General features: G+C 43.9%; 21 protein-coding genes. 4 read left to right on the plus strand and 17 right to left on the minus strand.

Annotated features, from left to right (window positions below):
- Window positions 1-104: 104 nt before the first annotated feature.
- The 4 genes from def to trkA all read left to right on the plus strand — a co-directional run bounded on the left by def (window position 105) and on the right by trkA (window position 4,425).
- On the plus strand, window positions 105-617 hold the full coding sequence (gene def, locus Xish_RS07200; RefSeq protein WP_099117307.1) for a peptide deformylase: 513 nt from the start codon (window positions 105-107) through the stop codon (window positions 615-617).
- Window positions 618-641: 24 nt separating this feature from the next.
- Window positions 642-1,589 carry a methionyl-tRNA formyltransferase gene (gene fmt, locus Xish_RS07205; protein WP_099117308.1) on the plus strand — a complete coding sequence of 316 codons (948 nt, stop codon included), beginning with the start codon at window positions 642-644 and terminating at the stop codon, window positions 1,587-1,589.
- Window positions 1,590-1,674: 85 nt separating this feature from the next.
- On the plus strand, window positions 1,675-2,955 hold the full coding sequence (gene rsmB, locus Xish_RS07210) for a 16S rRNA (cytosine(967)-C(5))-methyltransferase RsmB (RefSeq protein WP_099118696.1): 1,281 nt from the start codon (window positions 1,675-1,677) through the stop codon (window positions 2,953-2,955).
- 93 nt (window positions 2,956-3,048) lie between these two features.
- The gene (gene trkA, locus Xish_RS07215) at window positions 3,049-4,425 is read left to right on the plus strand and encodes a Trk system potassium transporter TrkA (protein WP_099117309.1); all 1,377 of its coding nucleotides are present in this window, start codon (window positions 3,049-3,051) and stop codon (window positions 4,423-4,425) included.
- Between the two features lie 41 nt (window positions 4,426-4,466).
- Here trkA and Xish_RS07220 read toward each other — a convergent pair whose 3' ends face one another.
- From Xish_RS07220 to rplE, 17 genes are all read right to left on the minus strand, one after another.
- The gene (locus Xish_RS07220; protein WP_099117310.1) at window positions 4,467-4,667 is read right to left on the minus strand and encodes an alternative ribosome-rescue factor A; all 201 of its coding nucleotides are present in this window, start codon (window positions 4,665-4,667) and stop codon (window positions 4,467-4,469) included.
- A gap of 82 nt (window positions 4,668-4,749) precedes the next feature.
- Entirely contained in the window at window positions 4,750-5,163 is a 414-nt protein-coding gene (zntR, locus tag Xish_RS07225; RefSeq protein ID WP_099117311.1) for a Zn(2+)-responsive transcriptional regulator, read from the minus strand.
- A 175-nt stretch (window positions 5,164-5,338) separates the two neighbouring features.
- A complete protein-coding gene (gene rplQ / locus Xish_RS07230; RefSeq protein ID WP_010847501.1) occupies window positions 5,339-5,731 on the minus strand; it encodes a 50S ribosomal protein L17 in 393 nt (130 codons plus the stop codon).
- A gap of 40 nt (window positions 5,732-5,771) precedes the next feature.
- Window positions 5,772-6,761: a DNA-directed RNA polymerase subunit alpha gene (locus Xish_RS07235; protein WP_038269634.1), complete on the minus strand. Its 990-nt coding sequence runs from the start codon at window positions 6,759-6,761 to the stop codon at window positions 5,772-5,774.
- A gap of 25 nt (window positions 6,762-6,786) precedes the next feature.
- Complete coding sequence (rpsD, locus tag Xish_RS07240; RefSeq protein ID WP_074021493.1) at window positions 6,787-7,407, minus strand: 30S ribosomal protein S4; 621 nt, start codon at window positions 7,405-7,407, stop codon at window positions 6,787-6,789.
- A 36-nt stretch (window positions 7,408-7,443) separates the two neighbouring features.
- Entirely contained in the window at window positions 7,444-7,833 is a 390-nt protein-coding gene (gene rpsK, locus Xish_RS07245) for a 30S ribosomal protein S11 (protein ID WP_002919257.1), read from the minus strand.
- Between the two features lie 15 nt (window positions 7,834-7,848).
- Window positions 7,849-8,205 carry a 30S ribosomal protein S13 gene (gene rpsM, locus Xish_RS07250; protein WP_038240472.1) on the minus strand — a complete coding sequence of 119 codons (357 nt, stop codon included), beginning with the start codon at window positions 8,203-8,205 and terminating at the stop codon, window positions 7,849-7,851.
- A gap of 148 nt (window positions 8,206-8,353) precedes the next feature.
- Window positions 8,354-8,470, minus strand: coding sequence for a 50S ribosomal protein L36 (gene rpmJ / locus Xish_RS07255; protein WP_074021491.1), 117 nt, complete (start codon window positions 8,468-8,470; stop codon window positions 8,354-8,356).
- A gap of 32 nt (window positions 8,471-8,502) precedes the next feature.
- Window positions 8,503-9,834, minus strand: a complete 1,332-nt coding sequence (gene secY, locus Xish_RS07260) for a preprotein translocase subunit SecY (protein WP_099117312.1) — start codon at window positions 9,832-9,834, stop codon at window positions 8,503-8,505.
- Between the two features lie 7 nt (window positions 9,835-9,841).
- Window positions 9,842-10,276 (minus strand): 50S ribosomal protein L15, encoded by a 435-nt coding sequence (gene rplO, locus Xish_RS07265; RefSeq protein WP_045960137.1) that lies wholly within the window; start codon window positions 10,274-10,276, stop codon window positions 9,842-9,844.
- Window positions 10,277-10,279: 3 nt separating this feature from the next.
- Window positions 10,280-10,459 (minus strand): 50S ribosomal protein L30, encoded by a 180-nt coding sequence (gene rpmD / locus Xish_RS07270; RefSeq protein WP_045968059.1) that lies wholly within the window; start codon window positions 10,457-10,459, stop codon window positions 10,280-10,282.
- Between the two features lie 5 nt (window positions 10,460-10,464).
- Window positions 10,465-10,965, minus strand: coding sequence for a 30S ribosomal protein S5 (gene rpsE, locus Xish_RS07275; RefSeq protein ID WP_045968057.1), 501 nt, complete (start codon window positions 10,963-10,965; stop codon window positions 10,465-10,467).
- Window positions 10,966-10,979: 14 nt separating this feature from the next.
- On the minus strand, window positions 10,980-11,333 hold the full coding sequence (rplR, locus tag Xish_RS07280) for a 50S ribosomal protein L18 (protein WP_047771700.1): 354 nt from the start codon (window positions 11,331-11,333) through the stop codon (window positions 10,980-10,982).
- A 9-nt stretch (window positions 11,334-11,342) separates the two neighbouring features.
- Window positions 11,343-11,876, minus strand: coding sequence for a 50S ribosomal protein L6 (rplF, locus tag Xish_RS07285; RefSeq protein WP_074021488.1), 534 nt, complete (start codon window positions 11,874-11,876; stop codon window positions 11,343-11,345).
- 14 nt (window positions 11,877-11,890) lie between these two features.
- Window positions 11,891-12,283, minus strand: coding sequence for a 30S ribosomal protein S8 (rpsH, locus tag Xish_RS07290; RefSeq protein ID WP_038240479.1), 393 nt, complete (start codon window positions 12,281-12,283; stop codon window positions 11,891-11,893).
- Between the two features lie 33 nt (window positions 12,284-12,316).
- On the minus strand, window positions 12,317-12,622 hold the full coding sequence (gene rpsN, locus Xish_RS07295) for a 30S ribosomal protein S14 (protein WP_010847489.1): 306 nt from the start codon (window positions 12,620-12,622) through the stop codon (window positions 12,317-12,319).
- Window positions 12,623-12,634: 12 nt separating this feature from the next.
- The gene (gene rplE / locus Xish_RS07300; protein ID WP_099117313.1) at window positions 12,635-13,174 is read right to left on the minus strand and encodes a 50S ribosomal protein L5; all 540 of its coding nucleotides are present in this window, start codon (window positions 13,172-13,174) and stop codon (window positions 12,635-12,637) included.
- Window positions 13,175-13,187 lie beyond the last annotated feature (13 nt).

The following is a 13,187-nucleotide window of genomic DNA, read 5'->3' on the forward strand; positions in this document are numbered from 1 at the left end:
ACCTTCTCATGATTAATTTATGTTCAATACTGTCAATCTAAATGGGAAATGTCTAGAATAGGCATCAATTATCACTCACTTTTTGGATGCAGTTCTAAACATATATGTCAGTTTTACAAATATTACATTATCCAAACGAGCGACTTCGCACAGTTGCCAAGCCAGTAGAAAAAGTCGATGCAGAAATCCAGCGTATCGTTGATGATATGTTTGAAACGATGTATGCAGAGGAAGGTATTGGTTTAGCGGCAACACAAGTCGATATACATCAGAGAATTATTGTCATTGACGTCTCTGAGGATCGTGATCAACGTCTTGTTCTGATTAACCCAGAATTGATTAATAAAACCGGTGAAACAGGAATAGAAGAAGGTTGTTTATCTGTTCCTGAACAGCGTGGATTTGTGCCTCGCTCTGAGCAAGTAAAAATTAAGGCCTTAGACTATAACGGTCAACCATTTGAGTTAGAAGCCGATGGATTACTGGCAATCTGTATTCAACATGAAATGGATCATTTAGTCGGTAAACTCTTTGTTGATTATTTATCACCATTGAAACGCCAACGCATCCGTCAGAAAGTTGAAAAAATTGACCGACTGAGAGCTAAAAACAAATAATTCTTATTATCGCAGGAAATAACAGTGTCTGATTCTTTACGTATTATTTTTGCCGGAACGCCTGATTTCGCGGCTCGCCATTTGGCTGCTTTATTAAACTCTCAACACCAGGTTGTTGGAGTGCTTACTCCACCAGACAAGCCGGCAGGAAGAGGTAAGAAACTGACACCAAATCCTGTAAAGGTATTGGCTGAAAAACATGATCTTCCTGTTTTCCAGCCAAAAACCTTACGCATAGAGGAAAGCCAGCAATGGGTCATGGGGCAACAAGCTGATATTATGATCGTTGTTGCCTATGGCTTAATTCTTCCTCAAGCCGTTTTAGATATACCACGCTTGGGATGCCTGAATGTCCACGGCTCTTTGCTACCTCGCTGGCGTGGTGCTGCACCCATTCAACGCTCCATTTGGGCTGGCGACCAAGAAACTGGCGTCACTATCATGCAAATGGATGCAGGACTCGATACTGGTGATATGCTATTGAAAGCCATTTGCCCAATTACAAATGAAGATACCAGTGCCAGCTTGTACGAAAAACTTGCCAATATTGGGCCAGAAGCCTTACTCAACACCTTAGATTTAATTACATCAGGAGCATGTCAACCTGAAATTCAGGATAGCACACTTGCAACCTACGCCGAAAAACTGAGCAAAGAAGAAGCAAAAGTAGATTGGAATTTACCTGCAATTCAAATTGAGCGTTGTATTCGTGCTTTCAACCCTTGGCCTATGAGCTTCTTCTTAATTGATGATCAACCAATTAAGATCTGGCAATCAGAAGTCATTGCAAGGCAAACCACCCAAGCTCCTGGAACAATTATCAGTGCGGATAAAAAAGGTATTCAAATTGCAACTGCAGATGAGATATTAAATATTACTCAGTTGCAACCACCGGGTAAGAAAGCAATGTCGGCTACCGAACTCTTAAACTCAAAACGTGAGTGGTTTACACCTGGTAGCAAAATCAACTGATACTAACCTGACTTTGCCTGAATGTTTTAGCATCCAGGCTTTTCCTATTTACAATGCTGACGAAAGTCAGCTTTTTGACCATACCATGAAAAATACATATAACCTGAGAAGCATCGCTGCAAAAGCAATTACTCAAGTGCTTGAGCAAGGGCAATCCCTCAGCACCGTTATACCTGAACTCCAACAACAAGTTTCTGATAAAGACAAAGCGTTGCTGCAAGAGATCTGTTTTGGTGTGATGCGAGTATTACCTCAGCTTGAGTGGTTTATCAGTCAGCTCATGGCAAAGCCATTGAAAGGAAAACAACGGATTTTCCACTACCTAATCATGGTTGGTATATATCAGCTTATATATACACGTATACCTGCACACGCTGCGCTTGCCGAAACCGTTAATGGTGCAACTAATTTAAAACGACCACAGTTAAAAGGAGTGATTAATGGTGTTCTTCGCCAGTTTCAGCGCCAACAACAAGAATTAATCGAACAGACAAATAATCAACACCTACATCCCAAATGGCTGTTAGAACACATTCAAAAAGCATACCCACAAAATTGGCAAGCGATAGTGGATGCCAACAACCAAAAACCGCCTATGTGGTTGCGAGTCAACCAACTCCACCATACGACAAAAGAATATCTTGCACTATTAGAAGAAGCTAATATAGAAGCAGAATTAGATATCAACCATCCTAGTGCCATTCGTCTTATGGTCCCCTACCCTGTCAGTGCCCTACCCGGATTTAGCCAAGGCTGGGTAACTATTCAGGATCGCTCCGCGCAGGGATGTGCTGAACTCTTAAGCCCATGTGACGGTGAATCTATACTGGATCTTTGCGCTGCACCTGGCGGAAAAACTACTCATATACTCGAAATAGCACCAAAATCTAAGGTTCTCGCTATCGATATTGATGAACAACGCATTAAGCGAGTAAAAGAAAATTTACAACGACTTAAGTTGCATGCTGTCATCAAAACAGGTGATGGACGCCTTCCGCACGAGTGGGCTACTGATAAACAATTTGATCGTATTCTTCTTGACGCACCGTGTTCTGCTACAGGGGTTATTCGCCGTCACCCTGACATAAAATGGCTACGTCGGAATGAAGATATAGAGCAATTAGTTACATTACAATCTGAAATCCTTGATGCTATTTGGCCATATTTAAAGCGAAATGGCACATTGGTTTATGCTACTTGCTCAATTTTACCTCAGGAAAATAGTGAGCAAATAAAGGCATTTTTAACTCGTCATCCCGATGCAGTATTATCAAAAACTGACAATTCGGATTCTCCTGGAACACAAATTATTCCAGAAGCTATAGGCGGTGACGGCTTCTTTTATGCCCGACTAACTAAGCAATAATGACGTTCTCTCGTTCCACCTGAACGGGAGAATTTTATAGTTTTGCTAAAATATAAAGAATAGAAAACGGCTTCCAATTGAGAAGAAAATGCGATGAAGATAATCATTCTGGGTGCTGGTCAAGTCGGTGGAACATTAGCCGAGAATTTGGTTGATGAAAATAATGATATTACTGTTGTTGATACCGATACAGATCGCCTACGCCAGTTACAGGATAAATTCGATCTCCGAGTTGTCAATGGCCATGGCTCCCATCCCAAGGTATTGAAGGAAGCAGGCGCTGAAGATGCTGATATGTTAATAGCTGTCACAAATTCAGATGAAACCAATATGGTTGCATGTCAAATTGCCTATTCCTTATTTAATACACCTAATAAAGTCGCTAGGATACGCTCATCAGAATATATTCGGGAATCAGAAAAATTATTTCAACCTGATGATATTCCTATTGATTATCTAATATCTCCTGAACAATTGGTTATTGATTACATCTATAAATTGATTCAATACCCAGGAGCATTACAAGTTGTTAATTTTGCTGAAGGGCGTGTCAGTATTGTCGCAGTTAAAGCCTATTATGGTGGTTCACTGGTAGGTAATGCCTTATCCTCACTCCGAGAACATATGCCACATATTGATAGCAAAGTTGCTGCAATATTTCGTCAAGATCGCCCTATCAGGCCACAAGGTTCAACAATTATTGAAGCTGGAGATGAAGTTTTCTTCGTTGCAGCATCACAACATATCAGAGCCGTAATGAGCGAATTACAACGCCTTGAAAAACCGTATAAACGTATCATGATTGTTGGTGGTGGTAATGTTGGTGCAGGCTTAGCCTTACGACTTGAAAAAGATTACAGCGTTAAGCTAATTGAGCATAACCAAAAAAGAGCCATTGAATTAGCTGAACTATTGCACGATACCATCGTTTTTTATGGTGATGCTTCAGACCAAGAATTGCTAGCTGAAGAACACATTGAACAAGTTGACGTCTTTATAGCGCTAACGAATGATGATGAAGCTAACATTATGTCAGCCATGCTTGCAAAACGAATGGGAGCCAAAAAAGCAATGGTTCTTATCCAACGCAGTGCATATGTTGATTTAGTACAAGGCGGGGTTATTGATATTGCAATTTCACCTCAACAAGCAACAGTATCGGCTCTACTTGGCCATGTCCGTAAAGCAGACATTGTCAGTGTGTTCTCATTAAGAAGAGGAGTTGCTGAAGCTATCGAAGCTATCGCTCATGGCGATGAACATACTTCAAAAGTTGTTGGACGTAAGATAGGTGATATCAAACTACCACCAGGAACAACAATCGGTGCCATTGTTCGCAATGAAGAAGTTATCATTGCTAATGACTACAGTATTATTCAACAAGGTGATCATGTAATCATGTTTATTACTGACAAAAAATTTGTTCCTGAAGTAGAAAAGCTTTTCCAGCCAAGTCCCTTCTTCCTGTAAAAACACCAGTTCGGACAGATTAATAAAATCTATTTAAAAAGTTAGAAGGCCAATGATAACAACTTAAAAAAATTATTATCATTGGCCTCCCAACCACCTTTTTTACCATGCTTTTCTTTACGATTATAACTTCCTTTACCTTTTTTATTTTTCTCTACTCTCTGTCTAAACAAAGGGTCATGTAATAAGGCCTCTATAGCATTATCTTTGATAACACCTTTTTTATGGCTGTATGTTGTCATAATAACCTCTAAAATAATAAAATCATTTTGTGATTAAAAACAGCGCAATTGTACTCTTAGCTCTCGGAACAATAAAGAAAAATTATCTGTTTGTCGCACCTTCTTCCAAAATTTCCAATATAGAACAATATGTACTAACGTGCATACTACCACAACAAGCGTCACTCAACATTTTCAAAGAATCACGCATTTTTTGCATTTCTAATAATTTTTCTTCAACCTCTCGCAATCTAGAATCAACAATATGTTTTGATTCCTTGCATGTATGATGCTCAGGATCAACCCGAATAGATAATAGTTCTACAATTGCTTCCAGTGTAAAACCTAATTGTTTTGCATAGCGAATAAAACGTAATCGCTGTAGATCCTGTTCAGTATAGAGTCTATAACCACTTTCCGTTCTCTCTCCATGGAACATCAATCCTTGCTTTTCATAAAAGCGGATAGTATCAGGTGTTACATCTGCTAATTTAGCCAACTGACCGATGCGATACATAAGATTCCCCTATCAAGTAGCAAATAATCACAATACTACCAAAGTAGGCCAAGAAATCATCTGCATAGGAAAAATTTGTAGATTAGATAATGAATATAAAACGGAGAGTTAAAGGATCAAAATTAAATGGCAATAAAAAACCGGGTATTATCCCGGTTTTTTACGCTCCTACAGATTACTCTGCAGATGCTGCTTCTGTCTGAGACTCTGCTGCACGATCAACAAGCTCGATGTATGCCATCGGTGCATTGTCACCAGCACGGAAGCCACACTTCAGAATACGAGTGTAACCACCTGCACGGCTTGCAAAACGCGGGCCCAGTTCATTAAACAGTTTTGCCACGATCTCATTATCACGAGTACGGGCGAATGCCAGACGACGATTAGCTACGCTGTCGGTCTTGGCAAGAGTAATCAGCGGCTCAACGACGCGACGCAGTTCTTTCGCTTTAGGCAGAGTCGTCTTGATAATTTCATGACGAACTAAAGAACCTGCCATGTTACGGAACATAGCTTGGCGATGGCTGCTGTTGCGGTTCAATTGACGACCACTCTTACGATGGCGCATGACCTTATCCTTCTCAGTAAAACCTTAACCTGTGATCTAGTTATTCATCAGCAATACTTGCTGGTGGCCAGTTTTCCAGACGCATGCCCAGAGAAAGTCCACGTGAAGCCAGTACGTCTTTAATCTCAGTAAGAGATTTTTTACCCAAGTTAGGTGTTTTAAGTAACTCAACTTCAGTACGCTGTACCAGATCACCGATGTAGTGGATAGCTTCTGCTTTAAGGCAGTTAGCAGAGCGGACAGTCAATTCCAGATCGTCAACAGGGCGCAGCAGGATCGGATCAAACTCTGGCTTCTCTTCTTTTACTTCTGGTTGACGTACATCACGTAAGTCAACGAAAGCTTCTAGTTGTTCAGCCAGAATGGTAGCTGCACGGCGAATCGCTTCTTCAGGATCGATTGTACCGTTAGTTTCCATCTCGATAACCAGCTTATCCAGGTCAGTACGCTGTTCTACACGAGCTGCTTCAACATTGTAGGCGATACGCTCTACTGGGCTATAGCAAGCATCTACTAACAAACGACCGATAGGGCGCTCATCTTCTTCCGAATGAATTCGGGCAGAAGCCGGCACATATCCACGACCGCGCTGAACTTTAATACGCATACTAATGGAAGCGCTTTCGTCAGTCAGATGGCAGATTACGTGCTGCGGCTTGACGATTTCGACATCACCATCATGGATGATATCGGCTGCAGTCACAGGGCCAATGCCAGATTTATTCAAAGTAAGGATAACTTCATCTTTACCCTGAACTTTCACCGCCAGCCCTTTCAGATTGAGGAGAATCTCCAGGATATCTTCCTGTACACCTTCTTTGGTGCTGTACTCATGCAGTACACCATCAATCTCAACCTCAGTCACCGCACAACCCGGCATAGACGAAAGCAGAATACGGCGCAGTGCGTTGCCAAGAGTATGGCCAAAGCCACGCTCTAATGGCTCAAGGGTCACCTTGGCGTGCGTCGAACTGACTTGCTCGATATCTACCAGGCGCGGTTTTAGAAACTCTGTCACAGAACCCTGCATTGTGTCCTCTCTTTGGTGCTAAGCTTTACTTAGAGTAAAGCTCGACGATCAGGTGTTCGTTAATGTCAGCGGATAGATCAGTACGTTCAGGAATACGCTTGAACACACCTTCCATCTTCGCAGCATCAACTTCCAACCAAGTTGGTTTCTCACGCTGCTCAGCCAGCTCTAAAGCTGCTTTAATGCGAGCCTGCTTCTTCGCTTTTTCACGAACGCTGACTACGTCATTCGGGGATACCTGATAAGAAGCGATGTTAACAACGCGACCATTTACCGTGATAGCCTTGTGGCTTACCATCTGGCGTGCTTCAGCACGAGTCGCGCCAAAACCCATACGATAAACGACGTTATCCAAGCGACTTTCCAGCAAGTTCAGCAGGTTTTCACCTGTGTTGCCTTTCAGACGAGTAGCTTCTTTATAGTAGTTACGGAATTGACGTTCCAGAACACCGTAAATACGACGAACTTTTTGTTTTTCACGTAACTGTACACCATAGTCAGACAAACGCGGTTTACGTGCGCCGTGCTGGCCTGGTGCCTGTTCTAATTTACACTTGGTGTCAATCGCGCGAACGCCAGACTTCAGAAAAAGGTCTGTACCCTCGCGACGGCTCAGCTTGAGCTTAGGACCCAAATATCTTGCCATTTTTTTTCTCCAACAATCCTAAAAAACGAAGACGTATTAAACGCGACGTTTCTTCGGTGGACGACAACCGTTATGAGGGATCGGAGTCACATCAGTAATATTAGTGATGCGGAAACCAGCCGCATTTAATGCACGGATAGTTGACTCACGGCCAGGACCAGGTCCTTTAACCATAACTTCCAGATTCTTAATTCCGTATTCTTTTACTGCTTCAGCGCAGCGCTCTGCTGCAACCTGAGCTGCAAACGGAGTAGATTTACGAGAACCTCGGAAACCGGAACCACCAGCAGTTGCCCAACCCAATGCGTTACCCTGACGATCAGTTATAGTAACGATGGTATTGTTGAAAGAAGCATGGATATGAGCCACACCGTCAGAGACTTGTTTTCTTACACGCTTACGTGCACGAATAGGTGCCTTTGCCATTATTCAATACCCCGATTATTTCTTGATCGGTTTACGCGGACCCTTACGGGTACGTGCATTGGTCTTAGTACGCTGACCGCGAACTGGCAGACCACGACGATGACGCAAACCACGATAGCAACCAAGATCCATCAGACGTTTGATACTCAGGGTTACTTCACGACGCAGATCACCTTCTACAACGTATTTGGCAACTTCGTCACGCAGCTTGTCAATTTGCTCTTCAGACAGCTCACTGATCTTAACATTTTCAGCAATGCCCGCTGCTGCACAGATTGCTTGTGAGCGGGTTTTACCGATACCGTAGATCGAAGTTAATGCGATTACAGTATGTTTCTGATCAGGAATGTTAATGCCTGCTATACGGGCCACTATGCACTCCTACAATATTTATTCACTGCAACATCATTCTGAAAAGCCCGTTTTCAGGATACTCAAACAATGTTGCTGTCAGATAAAAAAGATTGGCTGGCTAATTTAGCCAGCTCAACCCAACTTTGCAAGAAAAATATGCGATGAATTAGCCTTGGCGCTGTTTGTGCTTAGGCTCTGCATTGCAAATCACACGAACGATACCGTTACGTCTAACAATTTTGCAATTGCGGCATAATTTCTTGACGGAAGCACGAACTTTCATTTTTACTCTCCGTAACTTCTCAAGCAAACCAATTAGCGGTTATATCCTTTCAGGTTTGCCTTCTTCAATGCAGACTCATATTGACTCGACATCATCAGAGTTTGCACTTGAGCCATAAAGTCCATAATGACGACGACTACAATTAGTAGGGAAGTACCACCAAAATAGAATGGAACTTTCATTGCATCACGCATGAACTCCGGGATTAAGCAGATAAAAGTAATATATAACGCACCAATTAAGGTTAGACGAGTCATTACTTTATCAATGTACTTAGCCGTTTGCTCTCCCGGACGAATTCCTGGTACGAATGCACCGGACTTCTTCAGGTTATCTGCTGTTTCTCTTGGATTAAAAACCAAAGCCGTGTAGAAGAAACAGAAGAAGATGATTGCAGATGCGTATAATAACACATAAAGCGGTTGACCTGGTTGCAAATACATAGAAATAGTTGTCAACCAACTCCAGCCTGTTCCCCCTCCAAACCAAGAAGCTATGGTACCAGGGAACAAAATAATACTGGAAGCAAAAATTGCAGGGATAACCCCAGCCATATTCACTTTCAACGGCAAATGTGTACTTTGTGCCGCGAAAACTTTACGACCTTGCTGACGTTTTGCATAGTTAACAACGATACGACGTTGACCACGCTCAATGAAAACAACGAAGAAAGTTACGGCAAATACTAATACTGCAACCAACAGCAACAGGAGGAAGTGCAGGTCGCCTTGCCGAGCTTGCTCGATGGTGTGACCAATTGCAGGCGGTAGACCCGCAACGATACCAGCAAAGATTATGATTGAAATACCGTTACCGATACCTCGCTCAGTAATCTGCTCACCCAACCACATCAAGAACATGGTTCCCGTGACCAGACTTACAACAGCCGTGAAATAGAATGCAAAGCCAGGATTAATCACTAACCCTTGCATTCCAGGCATATTAGGCAACCCTGTAGCAATACCGATTGACTGGAATATTGCCAGCACTAATGTGCCATAACGGGTGTACTGACTGATCTTACGACGACCAGCTTCCCCTTCCTTCTTAATCTCTGCTAAACGGGGATTAACCACAGTTAGCAACTGGATAATAATAGATGCAGAAATATACGGCATTATACCCAGTGCAAAGATAGAAGCACGGCTTAAAGCACCACCAGAGAACATGTTAAACATTTCAATGATGGTGCCTCTTTGCTGCTCGAGCAATTTGGCAAGCACAGCGGCATCAATACCAGGGATTGGAATAAAAGAGCCAATACGGAAAACAATTAGAGCGCCAATGACAAACAAAAGTCTGCGTTTTAACTCGCCTAATCCGCCTTTGGCACTTTGAAAATCTAATCCTGGTTGTTTAGCCATCTGTTACTTATTCCTCGATTTTACCGCCAGCAGCTTCAATTGCAGCACGGGCGCCTTTAGTAACACGCAAGCCACGCACAGTTACTGCGCGATTGACTTCGCCAGAAAGCATTACTTTTGCGAATTCAATTTGAGGGCCAATAATGTTAGCAGCTTTCAGTGCATTCAGATCGATAACATCGCCTTCAACGCGGGCAAAATCAGACAGACGAATTTCTGCGGTGACCATTGCCTTACGTGAAGTGAAACCAAATTTTGGCAAACGACGGTATAAAGGCATCTGGCCGCCTTCAAAACCACGACGAACGCCACCGCCAGAACGAGACTTCTGACCTTTGTGACCACGACCGCCGGTTTTACCCAGACCAGAACCAATACCACGACCTACACGTTTAGGTGCATGCTTTGCACCTTCAGCCGGAGACAGAGTATTTAAGCGCATCTGTTACTCCTCAACTTTAACCATATAGGAAACCAAGTTGACCATACCGCGAATAGCTGGTGTATCTTCACGTTCAACAGTATGCCCAATGCGACGCAGACCTAAACCAGTCAGAGTTGCCTTATGTTTCGGCAAACGACCAATTGAGCTGCGAACCTGAGTAATTTTAATAGTCTTAGCCATGGTCATTACCCCAGAATTTCTTCGACGGATTTGCCACGCTTAGCTGCGACCATTTCTGGAGACTTCATGCTGTCTAAAGCATCCAGAGTTGCACGAACCACGTTAATTGGGTTAGTGGAACCGTAGGTTTTAGCCAGTACGTTACGAACTCCAGCTACTTCTAGAACAGCACGCATCGCACCACCGGCGATGATACCTGTACCTTCATGAGCAGGCTGCATGAACACGCGAGAACCGGTGTGAGAGCCTTTCACTGGATGGTACAAAGTGCCGCTGTTAAGTGCGACGGTTTTCATATTGCGACGTGCTTTTTCCATCGCTTTCTGGATTGCTGCCGGAACTTCGCGTGCTTTGCCGTAGCCAAAACCAACGCGACCGTTACCATCACCAACTACAGTCAGTGCTGTAAAGCTGAAAATACGGCCACCTTTAACGGTTTTAGATACGCGGTTTACCGCGATCAGCTTTTCCTGCAGTTCGCCAGCTTGTTTTTCGATGTGAGCCATCTTACACCTCTACCTTAGAACTGAAGGCCAGCTTCACGGGCAGCATCTGCCAGTGCCTGGACTCTACCATGATATTGGAAACCAGAACGGTCAAAGGATACATCTTTGATGCCTTTTTCCAGAGCACGTTCAGCAACAATCTTACCAACTAATGCTGCGGCCTCTTTGTTTCCAGTAAATTTCAGTTGTTCACTGATAGCTTTTTCTGTTGTAGAAGCGGCCACCAGAGTTTCAGAACCATTTGGTGCGATAACCTGCGCATAAATATGGCGAGGGGTACGATGTACCACCAGGCGAGTCGCACCCAGTTCTTTGAGCTTGCGGCGTGCGCGGGTCGCACGACGGATACGAGCTGCTTTCTTATCCATAGTGTTACCTTACTTCTTCTTAGCCTCTTTGGTACGCACGACTTCATCGGCGTAACGAACACCCTTGCCTTTATATGGCTCAGGACGACGATAGGCACGCAAATCTGCCGCAACCTGACCAATCACCTGCTTATCAGCACCTTTCAGTACGATTTCAGTTTGTGATGGGCATTCCGCAGTGATGCCTGCTGGCAGCTGATGCTCAACCGGATGCGAGAAGCCTAAAGACAAGCTAACTACGTTGCCTTTAACTGCTGCACGATAACCAACACCAACCAGTTGAAGCTTCTTAGTGAAACCTTCGTTAACACCAATAACCATAGCATTCAGCAGAGAACGAGTTGTACCTGCCTGCGCCCAAGCGTCAGCAAAACCTTCGCGCGGAGCGAAAGTCAGTTGGCTATCCGCATGATTAACTTCAACTGCGTTATGGATTTTACGACTTAGCTCGCCGTTTTTACCCTTAATCGAAATAACCTGACCGTCGAGTTTAACCTCTACGCCGGCAGGAATGACGACGGGTGCTTTTGCAACACGAGACATTCTTTCCTCCCGAATTAAGCTACGTAGCAGAGAATCTCGCCACCAAGACCAGCCTGGCGAGCTGCACGATCAGTCATTACACCTTTAGAGGTAGAAACAACAGCGATTCCCAAACCAGCCATAACTTGTGGCAGCTCATCTTTCTTTTTATAGATGCGCAGACTTGGGCGGCTTACACGCTGAATGCTTTCTACAACAGCCTTACCTTGGAAATACTTCAAAGTAATTTCCAGTTCTGGCTTAGTGTCGCCTTCGATTTTAAAATCTTCAATGTAACCTTCTTCCTTCAGCACCTTGGCAATTGCCACTTTCAGCTTGGAGGAAGGCATGGTGACCGCAACTTTATTCGCGGCCTGACCGTTACGGATACGGGTCAGCATATCCGCGATCGGATCTTGCATGCTCATCTGTCTTTACTCCCGTGATTCAATTGGTGACAATTACCAGCTAGCCTTTTTAAGGCCCGGGATTTCACCGCGCATAGCGGCTTCACGGACTTTAATACGGCTCAACCCAAACTTCCGCAAAAATGCATGCGGACGCCCAGTCTGACGGCAGCGGTTACGCTGACGGCAAGGGCTGGAATCACGTGGCAGTGTTTGCAGCTTAAGAACAGCATTCCAACGGTCTTCATCAGATGCGTTTACATCAGAGATGATCGCTTTCAGTTCAACGCGTTTTGCGAAGAATTTCTCAGCTAATTTCGCACGTTTTACATCACGTGCTTTCATTGATTGCTTAGCCATGAGTACCCTGCCTTACTTGCGGAACGGGAAGTTAAACGCAGCCAACAGTGCGCGACCTTCATCATCAGATTTCGCAGTAGTGGTGATAGTGATATCCAAACCACGTACACGATCCACTTTATCGTAATCGATTTCAGGGAAGATGATTTGCTCACGAACACCCATGCTGTAGTTACCACGACCATCAAATGATTTAGCGGACAAACCACGGAAGTCACGGATACGTGGTACAGCAATAGAAATCAGGCGTTCAAAGAACTCCCACATGCGTTTTCCACGCAGGGTTACTTTACAGCCGATTGGATAGCCCTGACGGATTTTGAAGCCTGCAACTGATTTGCGTGCTTTGGTGATCAATGGCTTCTGACCAGAGATTGCTGTCAAGTCAGCCGCTGCGTTATCCAGCAGTTTTTTATCAGCAATTGCTTCACCAACACCCATGTTCAGGGTGATCTTCTCGACCCGAGGGACTTGCATGACAGAATGGTAACCAAACTGATTCATCAGTTTTTTGATTACCTCGTCTTTGTAGTAATCATGCAGTTTCGCCATCGTACACTCCAAA

The organism is Xenorhabdus ishibashii (assembly GCF_002632755.1).
In the GTDB taxonomy this organism is placed as follows: domain Bacteria; phylum Pseudomonadota; class Gammaproteobacteria; order Enterobacterales; family Enterobacteriaceae; genus Xenorhabdus; species Xenorhabdus ishibashii.